This is a genomic window from Paraglaciecola sp. T6c, from assembly GCF_000014225.1.
In the GTDB taxonomy this organism is placed as follows: domain Bacteria; phylum Pseudomonadota; class Gammaproteobacteria; order Enterobacterales; family Alteromonadaceae; genus Paraglaciecola; species Paraglaciecola atlantica_A.
Map to the genome: position 1 here is coordinate 4,530,856 of NC_008228.1, position 18,690 is coordinate 4,549,545.

An 18,690-nucleotide genomic window follows, 5' to 3' on the forward strand; every position below is an offset into this window, starting at 1 on the left:
TACCCCGGCACTTTTTGTAGACCAACAGGAGAAGATTATGCTCACGCGCATTATCACATTCGACGTAACACCTGAACACACGTCAGCCTTTCGCACAGCCTTTCTTAAAGCGAAAGCGGGCACCGAAAAAGAAGCTCGATTTGAAGAAGCCAAGCTTTTTGTCGATAACAGCAATCCCAATAGATTCTTTGCCTACGAGCGGCTTCAGGATGACGCAGAAGCATTTCACAACGCGCAACCTTATGTAAAACAACTGTTCGAATTTTTGGAAACGTCAAACACAGCCGTCATGGTAAGGAACGTTACTGATACCAAGCCTGCCCCCGATCATTCCAAAACAGCGAACGCTGAAGATAACGTTTTTGTTATTTTCTTTATATTTAAAATAAAACCTGAATATAAAGATCAGCTGGTTGCTCAATTTGAAAAGCATATCTCTCATACCAAAGATGAGCCGGGCAACATTTTGTTCGATCTTTACACGGTCAATGGTGCTGAGGATGAGTTGGTTGTTTACGAACACTGGCGTAAAGAGTCAGATGTTTGGGATATTCATTTTCATCAGCCCTATGCCGAAGAAACTGGTGCTCTTATGGAAAAAGCAGTAGTCGGTGACATGAATCAATACATGAACTTTGTCACTGAAGTGATTTGATAATGTGCCGTAGTGGCTGTTAACTACTATTAAAGGAGAAACCAATATGACTTTTCAAAGCGTTTTTTTTAACCTTGTAACTGCAATTACGTTAACCAGTTTATCGCAAGCAGCTCTAGCTCATGAAGGTGCGCACGATCAAGATGTACCCAAAGCGATTCAACAATACGGCTTACCACTGACACTGATGAATACGATTTATGAGGGTACAATCACCGCCGAGCAAATGAGTGAGCTTGGCGATATAGGCGTCGGGGTCAGTAATCATCTAAATGGGGAGCTGACCGCTGTTGACGGTGTGATCTACTCAATCGCCGCAGATGGTACGGCGACGGTTGCGCCAGATGATCTGCAAGCACCTTATATGTCGATGCTTAAATTTGAGCCGACTAAGACCATTACTCTCAAAAATATCAGGTCGTTTAAGGAGCTTCAAGATGCCATTACGTCTCAAATCACATCGGTTAATAGCTTTTATGCATTTAAAGCTAAAGGCAGATTTGACTACGCCCATCTGGCATCAGCTCACGGTGTAGAGGATGAGGACGTCGATTTTTTCGAATATTTAGCCAGTCGACAGATGTACGATCTCACAAATACTACGGGTACCGTCGTCGGTATCTATACGCCAGAATACCTAGGCGATATTAGTATACCAGGACTGCATTTTCACTTTCAAAACGGTAACAACACAGTCGGTGGTCACCTTGAAGACATTCGCTTCAATAGTATGGATTTTGAGATGCAAGAATTTGACAAAATCAATCTAGTCCTACCCAACGGACCCAAGTTCCGTAGCAAAAAAATGCAGATAATCGCGCCGCCATCAGGAGCCGGGACTGGTGGGACGGACGCTGATAAGTAGTAAAAAACTTTGGTCGTAACTGATGCGGCCATAGAACACCTCAATTCATAATTTGAAAGGGTTTACCATGACACAGAAATCTCCTGAGACTTATACCGCAGCCGTCATCCGCCAAAAGGGTGGTCCATTTCAGATCGAACAAGTAAAGCGTGTTTCAATGCATGACGATGAGGTGCTCGTGCGTGTTGTCGCAACGGGCATGTGCCACACAGACATGATAGCTCGTGATCAGGTGTTCCCTGTTCCCCACCCGATTGTTTTGGGTCATGAGGGATCTGGCGTTGTCACTGCTGTGGGCGAAGACGTGCGCAACATCGAGATGGGTGATCACGTTGTTATGACTTTTCTTAATTGTAACGAATGCCGTTCATGCCATGAGGGACATCCAGCCTATTGTGAAAACTTCAACCCCTATAACTTTTCAGGTCAGCGCATTGATGGCACCCATGCACTCGTCGCAGGTGATGGTGACACACTGAACGATCGATTCTTCGGTCAATCATCGTTTGGTGAATATGCCGTCGCCAATGCACGTAATGTAATCAAAGTACGAAAGGACGCGCCACTTGAGCTATTAGGCCCGCTTGGCTGCGGCATTCAAACAGGTGCTGGCGTGGTAATGAATGCTCTAAAAGTTACACCGGGCTCAAGTTTTGTTGCCTTTGGTGGCGGGGCTGTTGGTCTATCTGGAGTCATGGCAGCTGCAGCGCTCGGCGCCACAATTATCATCTCGGTCGATATTGTACCTTCACGATTGGAGTTGGCGCTCAAAGTCGGGGCGACACATGTGATTAACAGCAAAGATGAAGATCCTGTTGCTCGTATTCAGGAAATTACGGGCGGCGGTGCGCAATATGCTATGGATTCAACTGGTATAGGGTCGCTTATCTCAAACATGGTCACCGCATTGCGTCCTCGCGGCATTGGCGCAATTGTTGGCGCCTCAAAGCCAGGTTCAACGGCAGATATTGATCTAACCGATTTTATGCAGAACTGCAAAAAACTAGTCGGCGTGGTTGAAGGTGATAGTGTGCCTAGTACACTAATTCCAGCGCTTGTAGACCTCTATATGGCGGGGAAGTTTCCCTTCGATAAACTCGTTAAGTTCTACGATCTAAAGGATATTAATCAGGCCGCAGAGGATAGTGAGAAAGGCATAACCCTCAAACCTATAGTACGTATGCAACCTGCTGATTAAGACAATATGACTATTAGATGTGGGGTTAAAGCCTGAAGTATCCCCACAAATAATATATAAAAATCATAAAGATAATTAAAGGGGTCACAGCTAAATTAAGCAGTTTGTGGCTAGTCATTAACAGTAATTATCAGGGCGGTGCCGCTGAAAATATAAAGCAGCGACGATGCTGTCAATGTATTCGCTCGGCTCATAGTCTAAAAGTTAGCTTTGGATTGGCTAATACCAGCTTAAACGCCTCCCCATCAAAGAATTGATAACAATTCAAAATAACGCTGGTTGTCGCTGTAATACCGCCACAAAGTTGAAGCGCGTTGCGCAATACGCCAGACTTGGGTGATGATCAAGTCATTTAAACACAAAGGTCTGTAGTCGAGAAAGGGAAAACATCAGGCATTCAAGCAAAGCACGCGAAGAAACTTCGTATGCAGTTAGCTGCTGTCCATACCGCACAAAACATAGATGACGTTAATCTTCCTAGCTTTTCACTTCACCAACTGAAAGGGGGAAGGGCCAACATTTGGTCTATATCAGTTAACGGTAATTGGAGAGTGACGTTCGAATTCAAGGACGGTAATGCTTACATCTTAAATTACGAGGATTATCACTAATGAATATGCATAACCCACCCCATCCTGGTGAATTTATTGAATCCATCTATATGGAGCTACATGGCATCAGCTGCAGAACACTTACTACGCATCTTGGCGTTGCAGCTTCTACGCTTAATCGTGTGGTAAAAGGTAAAAGTGCATTATCGCCTGAAATGGCACTGCGACTATCTAAGGTACTAGGTCGAAGCCCTGAGAGTTGGCTTAGCATGCAAGATAATTATGAGCTTTGGCAAGCTAAGCAAAACATCAACCTAGATAACGTTCAGCCCATAGACCTGCATGCCGCTTAACAATCGCATTGTCTGGCTCCGAGACTAATTACACTAAAAAATTACATGGACACCAAAAAATCACATGGACACCCATGATAAAAATGCTTACCACTAAGCCTTTGGTGATGCTGTGCTGGGGCTTTCGGGGTTCTAAACGCGGCAAGTTTTAAGTTGCGCAGGGTTAATCGCTTGATCGGTGTTTGTATAAGCGTCTAGATGTATAAGGAACCCTTCATTTCGGAGGGTTCCTTGTTTACAAGATTACATGGACACCCATGATAAAAATGCTTACCACTAAGCCTTTGGTGATGGTGTGCTGGGGCTTGTGGGGTTCTAAACGCCGCAAGTTTTAAGCTGCGCAGGTTTAATGGCTCGATAGGTATTTATATAAGCAGCTAGATGCAAAAGCCCCCTCATTTCGGAGGGTTTCTTGTTTATACGTGAAATAACTTTACTCACTTAATTTACTAATAGCTCTGCTACGTCTTTTCTTGTCATCTGACAAGTCGCTATCGTCACCATGAAGTGTGAGTCGCGTGAAATACAAAAGCAGCTACTGCGTAGCTAAAGCATGCGCTTCGCTTTTGGCATACATGCCTATTTTCAAAACCAGTCTAGGCTGCTCGTCGCGCGGGTTCGAGTAACTTCTTTTCAACAGCTAAAAGAAGTCACCAATACAAAATGGTAGGGAACCATATTTTTATATCAACTTTAATGCCAGAACAGCATGTGGAAACATCAATGTGATCTTCCCCTAACTGTGTTGACACTTTTACTTAGAAACTGAAATAAGTTAAAAAGTGTTATGAATGAAAATATCCCGATGAATATTAAGCCAACCAGAACTGGACTTGTCTTAGCACATCCCCTTAAATAGCAGTTACATTACTTTTCTATCGTTTGTTCACCTTGACGATTGTCTCAAAACTTTGATTAAATTCTGTCCAGTTTAACTTCAGCCATAGCACTATAGGAGCGACCAGAACCAACAAATGTCCACTTGCATCTAATAAAGGTTTTAAGCTTTTGAATAGCCATTGGGGAGGCTTATCCGGCACAAAGATATATCCTGATTGTAACACCCTAACCATATCACTGCTCTCGCTCAATAGTTTGGTCAGTTGGTAGAATATATTTAGGCCTACCGAGAAGGTGATGAAAAGAAATAAGTAGACGCTGCCGTAAAAAAGAACTTTAGGCTTCGGTTTAAACGCGAGCACTAACAGCCAAAATATTGGCAAACAAAATGTTAATGATTTGTAGTCTCCCAACTTTATAGATGTGACACCATTCACTTTTAATTTTGGGTGATAACTATTGTGCTTATAGGGTTTAGTGGCTAGAAAAAGCTCAGTATCAACGCGCCAATTTTGATCCTCTGTTTGTATCAATTCTAAACCGTAACGTTCGTAGGTGGGCACGACCCACAGTTCATTGACACTTACGGCAATGGGGACAATCAATTTTGCGTATAAAAAGAACCAAGTTAAGAAAACCGGCACTAGCAGAGCCAACAGTTTAATATAAAATGATCTGCTCAAACTTTTAGCCTTGTATTACTGATTTTTGTTTCGAGCATAAAAAGTTGAAACGGCCAGCATAGGCAATAAAAAAAAGAATGGAGAAAAGGGAAAGTAAAAACGGGAAAACGTGATAATGCAAAATATTAAACCCCTCTGGAGCAAACAAAACTCTTCCATAAAGCAAGGTGCTAAGCCTGAATATATTGATCCCTTGTATGAATATAAAAGCTAAAAATACTGTTTGTATACGAATCTTCCAGTTTGCTGGAAAAAGTAAAATAGCCACAATAAGGGTCATGGTGGTCCCTAATGCGCTGCACTCCTTCGTTACTTCAATTGCATAGGTATAGCTCCCCCAATAATATACAGACTCATTAATCATTACGTTTGCATCAAAAGGGGAAATTAATTGATAGGTTATTTGAGCAAGAAGCAAACAAAAGTTATCGATAGTCGGCCCCATAAAAGGGGCCTTAAGTAGTGTGAAACCTAAAATAAGCGCTAGAGAAAGTTTAAGTAAATAGAGTTTCATTCTTAATAAAGGGCTTAGAGTAACAATAGTAGGCAGCAGTTGCTTTAATTAGACTGTTTTATCATTAAAAAGTATCACCTCAGCCTTATTTATAATCCACTTACCACTCAGTCAGGCTGGTAGAAGCTGATACTGCTGCAGGAATCTGTAATAAGGGCGAAAGTACAAATACGCTGCGAGACGCTGCTGAGGGTCCTGCACCAGCCCAATTCGCATCTGATTGATCTGGGTCACCTACCATACAACCTGTTAGGTTATTCCTTGCACCCAGGGGGGGAACATTTGCGCCAACGCCGTTTTGATCGGTATCGTTACCTAATGGTCCAAATCCCGTATATGTGAAATCTCCTCCAGCAAAAGCGTTGCCATCTTCATCAAAGTTAATCAAATTGTTCAAAGCAGTGGAACCTGGAAAGGCGGGGGCGCCTGCGCCGTCAAAAAGATCGTCTCGGTCATTGGCAACTAGTTGGCCCAGCGTATTGTAAATGGGGCGGTCTGTCACATTATTAAAGGCTACTCCAGCGGCTGCAACAGTGTCTGTAGTCGTGACTCCATCATTGTGAATGTAAAGGCTATTCCAACCTGCAACGCCGCTGGTTATTGTCCCAGCTGCAGCTGCATTAGTGCCATGGGTATTAATTGAGGTAGGAGTCGTGGCTGCTATTTCTCCGGCAGTAGCTGTAAGATCATCAGCACATGCATCAAGTGTTGTACTAGTCGTAAAAATCACAAAAAACGTGTCTCCTGGGGTGAGACCTGCAGGTTGAAGTGCAGCCGGCGCACTCACTTGCGCATTTGAAATAGAGGTATAAAGAAATATTGAAATATAAATTAGATTTCTGATATAAAACACTAAAGCACTCCTTAAGATATTATTTAACGTAACTTGAACCACATTCACAATTACTTTAAATACGATTGGTTACGGTTTTGAAGTCTCCACTAGGCTATCAGTTACATGACCGCAGTGATAAAAACACTTTATTTGAGTCACTAATGTATCTTATCTCTGTTAGATAGATGAATTATACTTCTGTCTCAAATGAGTTTAATTCTTTTCATCGATTTATCCTCTTTTATTTCCAATAGTATATTGTTCGCCTCTTCTAGATCAGCCATCGTTGGCCAAATTTACACCCGTTATAAACTACATAAGCATTTTTGAGATAAGTGTTCTTGTTAGCTTTGTTGAAAAATACTTACATAACCCGTTTGATGACCTTCCTGTGGAGATTGCAGGTTTGTATATGCGGCATGATGCCCCCTCATTTCGGAGGGTTTCTTGTTTATAGGTGAAATTCTGCTAGTTAATGACGACCCCAGCCACCTACTCTATTGATAGCTCTACCACGTCTTTTCTTGCTGCCACTCTAAGTGTTATTAGTATGGCGTTGTCGTTTATATCGGTAATGTAATCCACCGTATCGGGTAATTGGCCAAGTACCTCGAACGAGGCGGTTTCGAGCATGTACTTCCAAAGCTGATATTGGTCATTTATGCCGTAAATAACGTCATTTTTTACGATGAAGTGTTGATGGCTGCCTTGTGTTGCCAGTTCGGGTATAAGTGTATTTTCAATTGCGCCGGATAGCCAAAACCTATCTGCATTGTCTTTATAAATCAGTTCGCCACGATCGGTTTTTGTAGCCCACGTGACTTCGTGATTGGTTAAAATACTAAAGTCACTGTTACTGAGATTCAGCTCTACCAAAGTACTGACTCCCCGATAGAGAATATTGGCGATAATCGTTTTATTCACGCTGTCCCAGTGGAATAAGCTTTTCACTGGGTAACTCAGTGAAATGCTTTCTTCTGCGCCGTTTAAATAAAGGCGTGTTAGTTGGGATGACGCATTCACAAGTAAGCTTTGGCCATCTGCGTCCCACAGTATGTTTCGCACATAGGTATTAGCAGGAAATTGGCTACGCTGTTTTGTGTAATCGTTGTCTGCGGCATTGTGTGCGCCATTGTGGGGAAAGTCGTTGTATGAAGCGGTGCTGGCTAAACCTTCCTGGCGTGAAGCAGTACTGCCCTGCGCTAAGTTGCTTGTCCATACCTGTGATGTGCCATCCCCCTCAGAGTAGTAGGCAATAAGGTTTCCATTGGGTTGGTACTTTGCTCGGTCTTCTTCCTGCATAGAGCGCACGACTGTTTCATACTCAACAGTGGCACCTAAAGTGTCAGTCTGTTGCATACGAGAGTAAGAGAATTGTGATAACGGGACAGATACGATGTCGCTGTCATAATGCCCCTTAATGGCTAACATCTTTTTACCGTTGGGGTGAAATAAGGGCGTACCTATAGCATCGGTAAGTGGCATGCTTATAGCGCTAATATCACCGTCAAACGATACCGTGAACAGTTGCTTGCCAGTGCTAAATATTAGGCGCCCCTCTATCGGGGAAAAGTTGGGGTAAATAGTGCCATATTGCGGGATCTCGCCGCGAAAATTAATCGGGTTACTAGAGAGCAGAGCTCCCTCTGGCGTCAGTTTTTCGATATAGAGTTTACCGCTTTCGTGCACGGAGGTAAGCGCAATGACGTTATATTTTTTTGAGAAGTCGTAAGACACCACGCTGCCATTATTCACCTCATACAGTAATGCGCTTTTGTCTGCTTTCACAGAATAGCGAATTAACTTCCAGCGCCCCTGCTCCTTTTGCAAAAGCGCAATATCATTTGCACTCAACCATGTTGGGCTTTTAATGTCAGTGTGCTTACATTCCATTAAAGTGGTCGGTGTTTGTGGCGATAGCAATGCTTGCTCAAAATCTAGCTGTTGTAATAGAAAGCACTTTTTCTGCAAGGCGGGCGCTGAACAGTTGTTCTGTTTTACAAAAATGAGTGAAGTGCCATCTTCAGAAAAAGCGAGATTACCATACGAGCCTAAATCACGAGTCAGTTGGAACTCTTGTTGAGTCTCGATGTTTTTTGCCCATAAATGGCTTGTGCACATCACCTCGGGAAAGCGCTGAAATACGATGAATTTCCCATCAGGTGAATACGCACTGGCCAGCTCTCTGTTATCGGTTGATGTAAGCAATCGAATATCGTCAATGAGCAGTGGGCTAGCAGGCGAAGGATTATGTACGGAGGAAGGCCATAGAGTACTGGTGATACTAATCACTAGCGCAAACACAAGCACAGTAAATAAGCTTAATACGAAGATGTGCTTGGCGCTAAACCCTGCTTTTACGACTTTATTGGTGCCGAGCTTCGCGTGTTGATTAGGAGGGCTTTTATCCAATGTCACACTATCACCAACATTCCTTTTTTGATGATCTTCCCAGCGAATAGCAGCCTCTAAACTGTAGCCCTTTTTAGCATGGGTTTTAATCAGGCCTTGTGCCTTGCCATCATCGCCGAAGGCTTTTCTTAGCTGCGCAATACAACGCTGTAGAGAATTGGGCGAGACGACTGTGTCTTTCCATACCTGATTCAGTAAATCTTCTTGGCTTACCACATCGCCTTGATGCTTAGCGAGGTAGGTTAAAACGGCGAGGGCTTTAGGTGGCAGTGTTTGGGTATGTTCGTTGTGCGTTATTTGGTTTCTTGGCAAGTTAACAAAGAAGTCACCAATCCAATATTGTTCGGTCATATACCCTCTAACCCGTAAATAAACATGAAACAGGCATGCAAAAGCCTGATTAATTTTTATTACCGTACCACTATAAATCATTGATAAAAATAAGGTGTTTGCCGAACACGCAGAAATCAGCGAAAAATCAGACTTTTATCATGCATATCTTGTTCAGTTCGTTAGCGTGGTGACTAACAGCGTTTATGTGCCACTGACACCGTGCGCTTTTGCGCGTTTTGCGCTCCCTCAGGTGTCGCCTTGCACATTATCGCGGCAACGAAAACAACAAGGAAATAGTATGACCATGACAATAAAAGCAACCGCTTTACTCGCAATTGTATGCTGCTTTGGAGTCGCAAATGTTTCAACGGTATGGGCCGGGGAAGAACGTACGCTCCCCCCAAAAGCGACTCCCGATGAAGCTCTGATTACCCATTGGCGAATGCCCGAAATAGAAAAACGGTTTATGGATATCCCTGAGTTAGATTCCCCTTACATAGATACATCGCCCGTTGATTTAGGTGACGGTATCGCCGTAGGCCAATTCAGCCATAAAGCTACCCATGCAATTACCGATGAAGGCGATGAAGGTAACAAATCTATCGAAGAAGCGGCAATAATAACACTCGCCAAAGAGCTGGCAGCAGGTGATCACGGTAAATACGACAGTCTGTTGATTGCTAAAGGTGGCACTTTGGTGTTTGAGTCATACTACAAAAGGGGCAGAGTCGATTTGCCTCATCCTCAATCTTCGGCCACCAAGAGTTATACCTCATTAGCCCTAGGCCGAGCGATTCAAATGGGATATTTATCCATGGACGATTTAGATAAACCGGTAATTAGTTTTCTAAACGATATCGACAGCACCAAGCTTGTTAAAGGCGCAGAAACCATCACGCTACACCACGCATTGACTATGACCACAGGTATCGATATTTCTGAGGAGGGGTGGGATACCATGGCGACGAACCTAAAGCGAGTTAAAGGGCAAGGTGAAATACAAGCTATTTTAGAAGACAGTGCGCCTGTCACCGAACAAACACAGGTTTTTAAATACGGTACAGGCCCTCAATTTGTAATGCAGGTGATTGAGGCTGTAGTGCCTGGTTCAGCTGAAGCGTTTATCCGCACTGAGTTGTTTGGCAAGCTAGGTATTACAAACTACGATTGGCGCTTAGCGCCCAGTGGTTTGCCTGAGTCTGGATGGAAGGTAAGCGTGACCGCCCGAGATATGCTTAAAGTGGGGCTGCTCATTGACAACAACGGTAAATGGAATGGGGAACAACTTCTCCCTGAAGCGTATTTGCAACGCGCCACCAGCAGGCAAATATTGACCGGAGATGACGATATTTACGGCGGCGGTGAGTTAGTATCAAATCAAGGTTATGGCTATTTTTTCTGGGGAACCGACTTGGCACTAAAAGGTAAAAAGCACCATGCTTTTTCAGCCCAAGGAGGCGGCGGTATGTATATTCTGTTAGTGCCAGACTTTGATCTTGTGGTGGTGGTCACTGCCCACGAGCGAGAAGATGTTACGCAGCAATTAATAGCCGAGCGCATTTTGCCTTTACTTTCCAAGCCTTAATGTAAATTAAAACGTCAAAGAATCTAGCACTTCAAGTAGCTTTTACGAACGACGCTGAGTTGAACCCTCAGCGAAAGGTGCAAATGGCGCCTGGTCAAAATTAAGTGACCTGCGCCCTCGGCGTCTCTGCCCCTTGATGATATTAAGCTCATTAGCGGTCTTCAGTATATTGCCCTCCTGGTATTTAGCTGAGCTCTTATCAGGTTGCTCAGTTATAAATCTATATCTTTGATACCAGCAGCTCGTTCGACAAATCCCCATACTGATTGTTGGGCTGTAGCAACTGGCAGAGGGGGTTTGGTGGTGAGTGCAATTCTAACACCTGACATCACACCAGAAAGCAGCATTGACGCTAACATTAATGGGTTGTACGTTTCATCGATTTCGCCTTTGCGCTGTGCATCGGCGATGTTTCTTGCGCCTAATTGCTCTAGCCTGTCATTGCGCTGCCATTCTTCTTTGGTAAACGCAGGGTCGGTTCGTAGCCGCGTTGCTGCAATCATTGCAACGGGATCATCATAAAATAACGAGACCATGGCATGAACCCGTGCTTTTTCTCTCTCTTTCCAAGTGTCACCATCAAAGGGGACACCTGCAACTTTGTCGTCAAAATCGTGGTAAAATTCATTTACGATGGCGTTGATAAGCCCAGCTTTATTACCGAAATGATAGTATGTCAGTCCGTCAGAGACCCCTGCCCGTTTGGCTACATTCGCAACGTCTAAATCCCCATTGCCGATAACAATTTCAACCCTAGCCGCTTCTAATAAGCGCATTCTAGTGGACTTTTTCGCTGCTTTGCCTTCCATCACATATTCTCTAATAGTCTTTTAGGGTGCATGCCATTGACCATTCCAATAAACGGAGGGTGAATGGAAAACCCTAACATTCTGCGTATATCCTCTGACAAATCCGCGACTACGTTTAATGGCGTACCCAAAAAGTAGTTTTCTTGGGTACGCAACCATGGCTCACAGTACTGGCAAGTAACCGCAAGGCGGTTACCACTTGAATGGTTTGCACCACCACCATGCCAAAACGTTCCGGGATAAAAGAGTACAGACCCAGCTTTCATGACTGCTGATTTCGCTTGTTCTGCTGTGGGCTTTTGGTTGTCGTCCCATGTGTGGCTATTTGGCACGATCACAGTTGCCCCATTGGACTGTGTGAAATCATCAATTGCCCAAATGGTAGCGGCGCCTAACGGTGCCCTAGGCCGAGAGATAGGGTAAAAGCCATCATCGAAGTGCAGTGGCTGCCCAGATTCGCCCGGCAACAAATTTATGACCTGCAATTGGGACAAGAGATAATTTGGCATAAATAATTTGTCGAGTAAGGCAAGAATTCGCGGATGATCAACCAAGCGGTCCAGTGCTCTGGTTTTGTTCAGAACGCCGTACAATCTTTGTGTTTTGTATCCTTCGAATGAATTCCTACCCGTTTCATTTAGCAAAGGCAAAATTGCATTTTTAACCGTCGTAATTTCGTCACTCGACAACACGTTCTCGATGACAATATAGCCGTTTTTTTCCACCTGTTTTAGATCAGCTCGTGTCACATGTTCCGGTATCAACTTGACCTTCTCACTCTGGGTCTGTCGATATTTACCAGCATTGTCCCCTGCAGCATATGCGTTATCGATATTCTTTGTTTTAAGCGTTGACATAAGTCCCCTTGAATCCATTCTACTGAGTTGAGTTCAACTCAAATTTAAACACAATTGATTTACTGGTCAAATTTTGAACATAAAAAGATGGGTGAGAATTTATGGGGGGGTGAAACGGGTCAGTGTAAAATAGCTGAAGCTGATTCAAATTCCGTCTTCAAACCTTTTTTAAATAAACCGACTACATGCGCTTCAAGAAATACAAAAACATTGAGCTACTCATTTAAAGGTTTTTAGCTTCAAGAAATGAGGCTTTCAAAAAGTCCACAAATTTAATGGTTTGTGAAATTTTGTCATGCCATCAGTTCGTTGGATTGTGATGCGAGACCACTTTGCACAAACCTAAGGGGTTTCCAATTAATGAGCTAGCATTGTCACTTGCCCTCATTTGTCAGTTGCAAATGCTTATCGTTATAATATAACATAGCCACCTTTATTATGTTATATTATAACGATACGGATTCTGTGTGATAGAAATAGATCAGGCTAAGGCTGTCATTGAAGCAAGTTCGCTTTGCGTCAACATAAAAAATAACCCTATTTTGAAAAATTTAAACTTCCAGGTTAAAGCGGGTGAAATATACGCTTTGCTTGGTGGCAATGGGGCGGGTAAATCAACCACACTGAAGACGCTTTTAGGGTTTAACGCCCCAAGCAGTGGCTCGGTACAAGTAGATGGTAAAGAGGTGGTCAAAGCCCTGAACCATGTACGCGAAAAAACGGCTTACTTACCAGAATCTGCGACCTTATACACTCACCTCACCGCTAGAGAAAACGTCAATTATTTCTTATCATTAGCAGATATTGAAAAAACAGATGCAGAGGTTGAGCAAGCGTTTGATCGCGTTGCTTTACAAACGAACGCGCGGGATCGTCACATGCAAACCTACTCAAAAGGCATGCGACAAAAAACGGCCATCGCGCTGGCCTTGCTGCGTGAAGCCCCCATTTTTTTATTAGATGAACCCACTTCGGGCCTCGACCCTGTGGCTATCGATGAATTTAACCAACTGGTCCGTGAGCTTGCCTCTGGCGGCGCTACCATATTAATGGTGACTCACGACGTTTACGGTGCTTGCCAAGTTGCAGATCGTATCGGCTTATTGCGCGATGGCGAACTTGTTGGGGAATTTTCGGCCCCGCAAGGCGGGCAGATCGAAACCGAACAAGTACACGCGGCATTTGCCCAACGAGGCGCAGCGTGAGCGGCCATTCATCTTCAATGGCACCTTTTGCAAAAATGATGATTGTCGCCAAAGACGAGTGGCGATATTGGTTGCGCTCTAAATTGGCCATATCCGTGTTGGCCATCGGCTTACTGCTCACATTATCTTCTGTGATCGTTACCGCCATTAATACCATGGAGTTGAGCCATACTCGCCATGAATTACAAAACGATGCAGATCAAACTTTTGTTGACCAACCCGACAGACACCCTCACAGAATGGTGCATTATGGGCACTATGCTTTTAGAGCCCCATCGCCACTGAGTGTGTTAGACCCTGGGGTTGATGCCTACACTGGAAATTCTATCTTTCTGGAAGGACACCGACAAAACAGCGCCATGTTCGCTGACCAAAAACAGGGCACAGCATTAACTCAGCTGGGTAGCCTGACACCTGCATTTATCGTACAAACCTTAGCCCCACTACTCCTCATACTTATTGGGTATAGTTCGGTCAGTCGTGAGCGCGAGTCACACACACTTACCTATCTGTTATCACAAGGCACTTCAGGGTTTACCCTCATTGCTGGCAAGGGCTTGGCGTTAATGTCGGTCATTGGCCTTATTTTAGTGCCGCTAACCATTTCAGCGCTTTTTAGCCTGCATGAAGGGGAAAGCATCGCCGCTATTTTAGGCTTCATTCTGGGTTATGCCCTTTATCTAACAGTATGGGCGTTGTTGGTTTTGCTATTTTCTAGCGCGCTTTCAAAAAACAGTGAAAGCTTCACCGCTTTAGCGCTCACTTGGATTTTACTCTGTGTGGTTATGCCGCGAGTTGCTAGCTCAACGGCAATCACAACAGTGCCTGCGGCAGGAAAACTAGAAACAGATTTCGCTGTTATCGCCGAACTGCGAAAACTGGGTGATGGTCACAATGCCAACGACCCTGCATTTGCGCAAATAAAAGCGTCCCTTTTAGAAAAATACAATGTGGACTCAATTGAGCAACTGCCAGTTAATTATAGAGGTGTCATCGCCATGACATCAGAAGCAAAATTAACAGAGGTGTTAAACGAGTTTGCCGAGCAACGCATGCAAACTGAGGTAAACCAAACCCAGGTATCTAGATATTTCGGTTGGTTATCACCTATGGTTGCCATTCGCTCACTATCAATGCTTACAGCGGGTACAAGCATAGAAACCCATCATAAGTTTTTACGTGAAGCTGAGGACCTCAGATTTAACTTTGTTCAAAGCCTAAATAAAGTGCATGCAGAGCGGCTAACTTACCAAGATGACATGAATCGCAACAAAGACCTTGATTCGTCAGACAAAGCTCGAGTTGCAGCAACAAACTGGCAAGTGTTAGACGATTTCTCGTTCGCTGTTGATAAGCCTAGCCTTCGATTACAACGCAGTGCACCTGCATTTTTACAACTGCTGGCCTGGGTAGCAGCGCTCATTATAGTCATTCGTTGGGTAGGGAAACGCTTAGTATGAGTTATATGTTTAAACAACTTAGCCGTGAATGGCGATTTATGCTGCGCCAAAAGTACTTACTGGTGCTACTGGGCTGCGCTATCTTGATCTCTGGGTTTTCAGTCCAAAGTGGCTTAAATGAAATTGAGCAACAGCAGCAAACCATTGAGCGCTTAACAGCAGCCGATGCGGCTGACCGCACAGACGCACAGCATAAGCATGATGAAATTGGGATGTTAGCCTATTACACCTTCCATCTTACATATTCAGCCCCTTCGAATTTAGCCTTTGCGGCCTTGGGGGAGCGCGATATTTACCCTTGGAAGCACCGTATTAAAATGCTCGCCATCGAAGGGCAAATATACGAAAGCGATACCCAAAACGCGGAGCTGACCCAAGCGGGTAAAATTGATTTTTTGTTTGTGATCAGTGCGCTTTCGCCGCTGATTATTATCCTGCTGTTCCATGACTTATTCGCGAATGAACGCAGCAGCGGTAGGCACGACCTGCTCGTCACCACGGCAAAATCCCCGTGGGCGTTGTGGGGAGCGCGGGGCGCGATACGTTTCATAGCTATTTTCTTGTGCTTAATGCTGCCGTTTTATGTCGGCACTTGGGTCAGTGGCTCGTCATTGGCTGCGATAGGGTTAGTTTCGTTCTACTGCTTTATCTACTTAGCGTTTTGGGCTTTGTTAAGCGTTTACTGGGGCAGGAACGCAAGCAGCGCCCCAAAAGTGGCATCTGGGTTAATAGGCATATGGGTATTGTTCGCTTTTATTACTCCAATTTTAGGTGACTTAAGCATTAATAAACTTGTTCACTCTCCTAAGGGTGGCGATATCGTGTTTACCCAGCGTGAAGCCGTTAATGATGCGTGGGATCTGCCTAAAGAAGTCACTATGGATGCGTTCACCGCTACCTACCCTGAATGGAAAGACCATGTCGCCATGCAAAGCATGTTTGAATGGAAATGGTATTACGCCTTTCAACAAGTCGGTGACCAGATCGCAGCTCCAATGTCGCAAGAGTATCGCGCTGCGGCAAAGAAAAAATATGAATTAGCAGGGTATGCATCTTTACTTTCGCCGCCTTTGTTATTGCAGCGCATGTTAACTCGTCTTGCAAAAACGGACGCTGTTGCCGCGTTTAAATACGAGCAACACTTACGGGACTTTCACCAAGAGCTTCGTTTGTATCACTACCCTTTCCTATTTGCTCAAGGCGAATTCGACAAAGGGGAACTTGATAACATGCCAAATTTTGAAAAATTTGTTACTGAACAACAAAACGATCGCAAAACAGATAGCGTTCAGTCGACCAATAAATAACACTCAAACTATAAAAAAGGTTTTACCATGAACTCTGGAACACACGGGCTAAAGCTCACTCATCTCAGTGCTTGCTTAGCTAGCCTGTTTATTCATCACGGCGTTGCAGCAGATGAACAAGTTGCGTCACAAAACGTCGACCAAGAAAATGCTATCGAAACCTTGAGTATCGTAGGGTCACGACAAGCATATCAAGGTAACTTTAGTCCTCTAGAAACCCCCCAATCAGAATTAAAAATAAATTCTGAAGCGCTAGCAAATGCAGGGGCAATTGATTTAAACCAAGCATTAGATTTGTCGGCCTCTGTTGCCCGTCAAAATAATTTTGGTGGACTGTGGAACAGCTTTGCGTTGCGGGGATTTGTGGGTGATGAAAACCTACCCAGTAACTATTTGGTAAATGGCTTTAATGCAGGCAGAGGCTTTGGCGGCTCTCGCGATTTATCAGGCATAGAATCAGTTGAAGTGTTAAAAGGCCCACGTGCCGCACTATTTGGTCGCGGTGAGCCAGGGGGCACGGTTAACCTTGTTACTAAGCGCCCAACTTTTGATACTGCAGGAGAAATAAAGGTATCCGCAGGAAGCTACGATACATACCGAGCTGATTTAGATTACACCACCCCGTTGAGCGACGATGTAGCGGTGCGTTTTGTCGGCTTCTATGAAGATGCTGGCAGCTTTCGTGACACGATAAAAAGCAAGAAAGAAGGCTTTAGCCCATCAATTGCGTGGGAAATTAGCGAGCAAAGCACGCTTGTTTACGAATTAGAATACGCTCATCAAGAAGTACCTTTCGACCGAGGTGTGTTAGCGATAGACAACAAGCTTGGGGTCATTCCACAAAGCCGCTTTCTCGGTGAGCCCGCCGACGGCCCGATTAAAACTGATACGCTGGGGCATCAGGTAGAGTTTCAACACGACTTCGACGATAACTGGAGTGTATTACTCGGCGCTAACTACCGTGATACCTCATTAGAGGGCTTCGCGACGGAAACAGGTTTTTCTGGCGTCGTTGACGATGAAGTAAATCGTTTTCGCCGTTACCGTGACTATGATGCCAAATACCAAGTCTTTCGCGCTGAGCTAACCGGTAATTTAGAAATAGCAGGTGTAGAGCACCGTTTAATCGTGGGTGTTGATTCAGACAAGTTTGAGAATGACCAATTTGCTCTACGTGACCGTACCACAGAGCAATACATCAACGTATTTTCCCCGGTTTATACTGCTGCAAATGCGTTAGCAAATGACTTTTCTACTCAAATTGATCGCGTTGAAACACAAGAATCTCTTGGTGTGTTTATACAAGATCAAATCAGCATAACCGACAAGCTCGATGTGCGTATCGGCGCACGGTTTGACGACTATCAACAAACAATGAATAACCGCTTATCTGAAAGTCAGTCAAAACAAACAGAATCACGGGTTAGCCCTCAATTTGGCATAGTGTATGAAGCATCAGATACGCTTTCATTGTACGCCGCTTATGGCGAAAACTTCCGCCCATTATCTGGCACCGACAGCAATGGTGACGGCTTTGAGCCAAACCAGTCGACCTCTGCCGAGGCGGGTATTAAGTTCACGCTAAACGATGGTGCGTTGTTTGGAACGGTCTCCATATTCAAAGTCGAACAAGACAATCTTCTCGTGGTTGACGACCCGACTAGTTTTACTTACGCAGCGATTGGCGAAGCCGAAAGTCAAGGCATAGAAATAGACATCAACGGTGAAATAGCTGACGGATTAACCCTTTGGGCCTCTTATGCTTATGTGGACGCGAAAACCAAAAACGCTTTCTTTGATGGCAATTTTGGTTACACCATTGAAGCTGGGACAGACTTACTCAATGTGCCTGAGCAGCAACTCAGTCTGCAACTGGTTCAATTGCTTGAACTAGATGGTAAAGACCTCGAAGTCGGTGGTGGCTTAGTTTACGTAGACAAAAGAAATGGTTACTTTGGTACCGATTTCACTCTACCTAGCTATACCACTGCCAGAGCGTTCATCGCTTATGACATAACGAAGTCGATTTCGTTACGGGCTGAAGTTGATAATTTATTTGATAAAGATTATTACACCAACTCATTTGCAGACGCTTGGGTACAACCGGGTACTCCCCGTAGCTTTAGAGTGTCTGCCTCATACCACTTCTAGTATTGTGATAGTCAATTGGTCATTCACCTCGGGTAAATCGAAGTAAGTTTACCCGTCGCGCTGCCAGTTCGAACTAT

General features: G+C 44.4%; 15 protein-coding genes and 1 pseudogene. 10 read left to right on the plus strand and 6 right to left on the minus strand.

Translation table 11 applies throughout. The features are described 5' to 3' along the window. Positions 1-37 precede the first annotated feature (37 nt). The 5 genes and pseudogenes from PATL_RS19255 (at position 38) to PATL_RS19275 (ending at position 3,622) form a co-directional block, all read left to right on the plus strand. Positions 38-655, plus strand: coding sequence for a putative quinol monooxygenase (locus tag PATL_RS19255; protein WP_011576472.1), 618 nt, complete (start codon positions 38-40; stop codon positions 653-655). A 46-nt stretch (positions 656-701) separates the two neighbouring features. Continuing rightward, on the plus strand, positions 702-1,520 hold the full coding sequence (locus tag PATL_RS19260) for an acetolactate decarboxylase (protein ID WP_011576473.1): 819 nt from the start codon (positions 702-704) through the stop codon (positions 1,518-1,520). A 157-nt stretch (positions 1,521-1,677) separates the two neighbouring features. Then, positions 1,678-2,718 (plus strand): NAD(P)-dependent alcohol dehydrogenase, encoded by a 1,041-nt coding sequence (locus tag PATL_RS19265; protein WP_232283256.1) that lies wholly within the window; start codon positions 1,678-1,680, stop codon positions 2,716-2,718. 339 nt (positions 2,719-3,057) lie between these two features. Beyond that, a pseudogene (locus PATL_RS19270) lies at positions 3,058-3,329 on the plus strand (type II toxin-antitoxin system RelE/ParE family toxin). Continuing rightward, positions 3,329-3,622 (plus strand): HigA family addiction module antitoxin, encoded by a 294-nt coding sequence (locus PATL_RS19275; RefSeq protein ID WP_011576476.1) that lies wholly within the window; start codon positions 3,329-3,331, stop codon positions 3,620-3,622. The pseudogene PATL_RS19270 and the gene PATL_RS19275 overlap by 1 nt, the downstream one beginning before the upstream one ends. Before the next feature lie 875 nt (positions 3,623-4,497). Here PATL_RS19275 and PATL_RS19280 read toward each other — a convergent pair. The 4 genes from PATL_RS19280 to PATL_RS19295 all read right to left on the minus strand — a co-directional run bounded on the left by PATL_RS19280 (position 4,498) and on the right by PATL_RS19295 (position 9,257). Then, entirely contained in the window at positions 4,498-5,145 is a 648-nt protein-coding gene (locus PATL_RS19280) for a hypothetical protein (RefSeq protein ID WP_011576477.1), read from the minus strand. A gap of 4 nt (positions 5,146-5,149) precedes the next feature. Then, positions 5,150-5,659 carry an exosortase/archaeosortase family protein gene (locus tag PATL_RS19285; RefSeq protein ID WP_011576478.1) on the minus strand — a complete coding sequence of 170 codons (510 nt, stop codon included), beginning with the start codon at positions 5,657-5,659 and terminating at the stop codon, positions 5,150-5,152. Between the two features lie 100 nt (positions 5,660-5,759). Next, the gene (locus PATL_RS19290; RefSeq protein WP_011576479.1) at positions 5,760-6,512 is read right to left on the minus strand and encodes a hypothetical protein; all 753 of its coding nucleotides are present in this window, start codon (positions 6,510-6,512) and stop codon (positions 5,760-5,762) included. Positions 6,513-6,986: 474 nt separating this feature from the next. Further along, the gene (locus tag PATL_RS19295; RefSeq protein WP_011576480.1) at positions 6,987-9,257 is read right to left on the minus strand and encodes a winged helix-turn-helix domain-containing protein; all 2,271 of its coding nucleotides are present in this window, start codon (positions 9,255-9,257) and stop codon (positions 6,987-6,989) included. 280 nt (positions 9,258-9,537) lie between these two features. Here PATL_RS19295 and PATL_RS19300 point away from each other — a divergent pair, with 280 nt between their 5' ends. Beyond that, entirely contained in the window at positions 9,538-10,824 is a 1,287-nt protein-coding gene (locus tag PATL_RS19300; RefSeq protein WP_011576481.1) for a serine hydrolase domain-containing protein, read from the plus strand. 212 nt (positions 10,825-11,036) lie between these two features. On the opposite strand, the gene PATL_RS19305 is transcribed toward PATL_RS19300, so the two are convergent. Then, entirely contained in the window at positions 11,037-11,633 is a 597-nt protein-coding gene (locus tag PATL_RS19305; protein WP_011576482.1) for a TetR/AcrR family transcriptional regulator, read from the minus strand. Further along, a complete protein-coding gene (locus tag PATL_RS19310; RefSeq protein ID WP_011576483.1) occupies positions 11,633-12,490 on the minus strand; it encodes a phytanoyl-CoA dioxygenase family protein in 858 nt (285 codons plus the stop codon). The genes PATL_RS19305 and PATL_RS19310 overlap by 1 nt, the downstream gene beginning before the upstream one ends. 467 nt (positions 12,491-12,957) lie before the next feature. Here PATL_RS19310 and PATL_RS19315 point away from each other — a divergent pair, with 467 nt between their 5' ends. From PATL_RS19315 to PATL_RS19330, 4 genes are read left to right on the plus strand one after another with little or no spacing between them, the layout of a single operon-like run. Continuing rightward, positions 12,958-13,695 (plus strand): ABC transporter ATP-binding protein, encoded by a 738-nt coding sequence (locus tag PATL_RS19315; RefSeq protein WP_011576484.1) that lies wholly within the window; start codon positions 12,958-12,960, stop codon positions 13,693-13,695. Beyond that, complete coding sequence (locus tag PATL_RS19320) at positions 13,692-15,155, plus strand: ABC transporter permease (protein WP_041714101.1); 1,464 nt, start codon at positions 13,692-13,694, stop codon at positions 15,153-15,155. The genes PATL_RS19315 and PATL_RS19320 overlap by 4 nt, the downstream gene beginning before the upstream one ends. After that, complete coding sequence (locus tag PATL_RS19325; protein ID WP_011576486.1) at positions 15,152-16,462, plus strand: DUF3526 domain-containing protein; 1,311 nt, start codon at positions 15,152-15,154, stop codon at positions 16,460-16,462. Before PATL_RS19320 ends, PATL_RS19325 begins: the two co-directional genes overlap by 4 nt. Before the next feature lie 27 nt (positions 16,463-16,489). Continuing rightward, positions 16,490-18,613, plus strand: coding sequence for a TonB-dependent siderophore receptor (locus tag PATL_RS19330; protein ID WP_011576487.1), 2,124 nt, complete (start codon positions 16,490-16,492; stop codon positions 18,611-18,613). The last annotated feature ends 77 nt before the right edge of the window (positions 18,614-18,690 follow it).

What these genes read in the sequence shown, in the direction of transcription:
- PATL_RS19255 (WP_011576472.1), top strand. Translation starts at nt 38, where the DNA reads ATGCTCACGCGCATTATCACATTCGACGTAACACCTGAACACACGTCA.
- PATL_RS19260 (WP_011576473.1), top strand. Translation starts at nt 702, where the DNA reads ATGACTTTTCAAAGCGTTTTTTTTAACCTTGTAACTGCAATTACGTTA.
- PATL_RS19265 (WP_232283256.1), top strand. Translation starts at nt 1,678, where the DNA reads ATGCATGACGATGAGGTGCTCGTGCGTGTTGTCGCAACGGGCATGTGC.
- PATL_RS19275 (WP_011576476.1), top strand. Translation starts at nt 3,329, where the DNA reads ATGAATATGCATAACCCACCCCATCCTGGTGAATTTATTGAATCCATC.
- PATL_RS19285 (WP_011576478.1), bottom strand. Translation starts at nt 5,659, where the DNA reads ATGAAACTCTATTTACTTAAACTTTCTCTAGCGCTTATTTTAGGTTTC.
- PATL_RS19295 (WP_011576480.1), bottom strand. Translation starts at nt 9,257, where the DNA reads ATGACCGAACAATATTGGATTGGTGACTTCTTTGTTAACTTGCCAAGA.
- PATL_RS19300 (WP_011576481.1), top strand. Translation starts at nt 9,538, where the DNA reads ATGACCATGACAATAAAAGCAACCGCTTTACTCGCAATTGTATGCTGC.
- PATL_RS19305 (WP_011576482.1), bottom strand. Translation starts at nt 11,633, where the DNA reads ATGGAAGGCAAAGCAGCGAAAAAGTCCACTAGAATGCGCTTATTAGAA.
- PATL_RS19310 (WP_011576483.1), bottom strand. Translation starts at nt 12,490, where the DNA reads ATGTCAACGCTTAAAACAAAGAATATCGATAACGCATATGCTGCAGGG.
- PATL_RS19325 (WP_011576486.1), top strand. Translation starts at nt 15,152, where the DNA reads ATGAGTTATATGTTTAAACAACTTAGCCGTGAATGGCGATTTATGCTG.
- PATL_RS19330 (WP_011576487.1), top strand. Translation starts at nt 16,490, where the DNA reads ATGAACTCTGGAACACACGGGCTAAAGCTCACTCATCTCAGTGCTTGC.